We start from the raw sequence: 3,239 nt of genomic DNA on the forward strand, positions 1-3,239 counted from the left end.
ATCGGACGGATCTCATTCAGGATCTCGTCCTTGGAAGCGCTTTCAAGAGCGGTCAGGTTGAACCGATCGATCAAATGGCGATGAAGCTCGACTTTGAGCGTCAGAAAATCATTGCCATGCGATTCAATATCAGCGGCTGGCGAAAGAGCCGGAGCAACAGGCTGCACCACCAGCTGATCGGTCTTTGACGCTACCTGCTGTTCGCTTGTCCCCTTGATGAACCGCCCCAGCATAGTCGCTTATACTCCCCTCAGTCCCTCATTAGCGGAAACTAACTGTTAACCACGGGAGGCACAAGCGCCCAGGTGGTAGGCGTGCCCTCAATACTTTCTACATAGTTAAGATCAGAAGCCTGTAATAACGCGCTTATTTGATACGGCTGCCGGTTCGTGGTCAGGGCGTCGGCCCTGCTTTCCAGGCTCTTTCGACTTTTGGGGGCAAACCGCCCGGAAGAGGCTGCTAAACCCTTAGATATAAAGGAATATGCATTTGCGCTAATGCTTCCACAATCTTGCCCCATCGGGGGCCAAATTGTGAACGAATGGTTAAAGTCCTTGAAAAATGAAAAGAATCAAGCTGTTGCGAAAATTCGGAACTGTGATCTTCTTGCCGAATCATGTACATGAAAGTTAAGGAACTCTTAATCTCGTTTGACTCTGCGTTTTCTCGGGACCTAGGATCGAGATGACGGGGGATGCTTGGGTATGGATTTCATCCTTTGCTCTGTCTCGTCGGGTTCCAACCTCCAAAGGGAGAAATTGACATGAACAAGCTCATGACGATGACCCGGCAGTTCCGCGACGATGAGAACGGCGCTGCCATGGTCGAATATTCTATTCTTATCGGCATCATTGCCGTTGCATCGATCCTGACTGTCATCGCCATCGGCGCCTGGGTAAACGCCAGGTTCCTCGGTCTCTGCACCGCCCTCGACGCGGGGGCTGGCACCTGCAACGCGGCTGCGGGCACCGGTTCCTGATCGCCTGACTACATTCAGGCCCGGATCGTTCGAGCCGGGCCTGAATCCGATCGCAGCGGGCGAATCCCGCATTGGGGCTGGGGCTTGGGACATGCGCGCCAACACAATTATCATGATCGTGCTCGCCGGGGTGTTCGGCGTCCTGGCGGTGGTGCTGGTCAATATCTGGCTTGCCGGCCAGCGAAGCGCCATGGCACAAACGGGTGTCGTACAAGGCAGCACGGTCGTGGTTGCGGCAGTGCCGCTGAAGTTCGGTGACGCTCTGAGCGCAGATAAACTGCGCGAAGTTGCCTGGCCTGCGGGCGCGGTTCCAGCCGGGGCATTCAAGTCAACGAAAGACCTGCTAGCTGGCGACGGTGCCAAGCAGGCATTGCAAGCGATCGGCATCAATGAGCCGATTCTTGCTACCAAGATTACCGGCCCCGGCCAGCGCGCCACGCTTTCGGCGGTGCTCGGCGAAGGCATGAAGGCCGTGTCCATCCGCGTCAACGACGTGCTCGGTGTGGCCGGCTTCGTTTTCCCGGGCGATCGAGTCGATATCCTACTCACCCGCACGGCGCGCGGCGATGATGGCACGGATAAGAGTTTCGTCGACGTGCTGCTGCAGAGCATGAAGGTGCTGGCCATCGACCAGGTGGCCGACGAAAGCAAGGACAGCCCGACGGTGGTGAAGTCCGTGACGCTGGAGGCCAGCACCAGGGACGCGCAAAAGCTGACGCTGGCGGCAGGCGCCGGCCAATTGTCGCTGGCGCTGCGTCAGGCCGCAGCCAGCAAGGGCGAGACGACAGAACGGGTGACGCTTTCTGACCTGACCGGCGAAACGCCGGCCGATGTCGCCGCCAGGCAGGCGGAGCTCGACAAGAGGGCAGCAGCGGAAGCGGCAGCAGCAGCCGAGCGCAAGCGCGCCGAGGACAAGATTGCCGGGTTGACCCAGGCCGTGGAAAAAGTGGGAAGCCGTCTCGACGAACTTGGCCGGGCCAAACCGGTTCCTATCGCGGCACCGGCGACCAAGGAAGTGGTCAAATACGTGCAGCCGGAGCCGCCGGCACGGGCTACGGTCGGCGTGTTCCGGGGTGTGAAGCTCGAGACATATGACGTACCGCGACAACAATAAAGCGCGGCGAAACGGATGCTGCCACCAGCAGCGAGTGGGGAGACGGGGATGCGGGGTTCTTGGTTAGGGATAGCGACGGCCGCGTTGTCGTGTTTGGCGGCGCTGTTGCTGTCGGGCCTGGCGGCCGGTGCGGCCGACCGCTTCATCGATGTCTCAACCCCTGCCGTGCACCGGATTTTCCTGCCGATGTCACAATCGGTAACGATCCAGGTGAGTGCCAATCTGGGCGATATCGTCGTCGGCGACGAGAAGATCGCCGATGCGCAGCCGATGACCGACCGCACGCTCTATGTCATCGGCAAGGGCGCCGGCACCACCACGGTCAATCTGTTTTCCACCGACAAGCGCTCGCTCGGCGCGCTCCAGATCGAGGTCGGTGTTGATGTCAGCGACATGGCGCAGGCGATCCGCCAGGTGGCGCCGAAGTCGCGCATCGAGGTCGGCTCGGTCAACGGCAGGGTCAGGCTTGGCGGTCATGTCAAGGACGGCGCCACGCTGGCGGCTATCCTGGCGGTTGCGCAGCAATATGGCCCCGACGCCGTCATCAACTCCGTCATCGTCGACGACAGCCAGCAGGTCAATTTAGAAGTGCGCGTGCTGGAAGCCAAGCGCAACACCGGCCGCGATCTCGGCGTGTCGATCAGGAGCACGAACGGCAGTGGCACGACCCGTACCGGCACCGGTGTTGCTGCCGTCGACGAGGACGGAGTGGTGCTCGGGCCGGGCGGTCTGCTCAGCGGCCTCCTGTCGACCTCCAGTCCCTTCGGAGCCCTGATCACGCGCGTCATCGACAGCAACATCAAGGTCGATCTGATCATCGAGGCGCTCGAGTCCAAAGGCGCGGTGCGCATGCTCGCGAACCCCAACCTCACCACTCTTTCCGGCGAGCAGGCCAGCTTCAACGCCGGCGGCGAAGTGCCTATCCGAACGCTCGACAAAGACGGCGAGATAAGCATCGAGTACAAGCAATTCGGCGTTAACCTGCTGTTCACGCCGGTCGTACTCGACGACGGCAAGATCCATATGAGGCTGGCGCCGGAAGTCAGCGACCTGACCGGCTTCACCACCGCCGGCGACCCGATCTTCACCAACCGCAAGCTGGCAACCGTCGTCGAACTTCGCGACGGCCAGAGTTTCGCCTGTCTC

At 60.6% G+C, this 3,239-nt stretch carries 3 protein-coding genes and 1 pseudogene; 3 read left to right on the top strand and 1 reads right to left on the bottom strand.

Annotated features, from left to right (window positions below; genetic code table 11):
* A pseudogene (locus EN939_RS26790) lies at positions 1 to 233 on the bottom strand (CpaF family protein); the annotation flags it as partial.
* A gap of 530 nt (positions 234 to 763) precedes the next feature.
* On the opposite strand from EN939_RS26790, the gene EN939_RS26795 reads away from it, so the two are divergent.
* The 3 genes from EN939_RS26795 to EN939_RS26805 all read left to right on the top strand — a co-directional run.
* Positions 764 to 979 carry a Flp family type IVb pilin gene (locus EN939_RS26795; protein WP_127270765.1) on the top strand — a complete coding sequence of 72 codons (216 nt, stop codon included), beginning with the start codon at positions 764 to 766 and terminating at the stop codon, positions 977 to 979.
* A gap of 91 nt (positions 980 to 1,070) precedes the next feature.
* The gene (gene cpaB, locus EN939_RS26800) at positions 1,071 to 2,093 is read left to right on the top strand and encodes a Flp pilus assembly protein CpaB (RefSeq protein ID WP_127270767.1); all 1,023 of its coding nucleotides are present in this window, start codon (positions 1,071 to 1,073) and stop codon (positions 2,091 to 2,093) included.
* A gap of 48 nt (positions 2,094 to 2,141) precedes the next feature.
* A partial coding sequence (locus EN939_RS26805; RefSeq protein ID WP_164751242.1) for a type II and III secretion system protein family protein occupies positions 2,142 to 3,239 on the top strand: 1,098 nt, incomplete at its 3' end.

It is taken from the genome of Mesorhizobium sp. M7A.F.Ca.CA.002.05.1.1 (assembly GCF_003998335.1).
In the GTDB taxonomy this organism is placed as follows: domain Bacteria; phylum Pseudomonadota; class Alphaproteobacteria; order Rhizobiales; family Rhizobiaceae; genus Mesorhizobium.

Coding starts and splice junctions, on each gene's coding strand:
- cpaB (WP_127270767.1), top strand. CDS start 1,071: ATGCGCGCCAACACAATTATCATGATCGTGCTCGCCGGGGTGTTCGGC.
- EN939_RS26795 (WP_127270765.1), top strand. CDS start 764: ATGAACAAGCTCATGACGATGACCCGGCAGTTCCGCGACGATGAGAAC.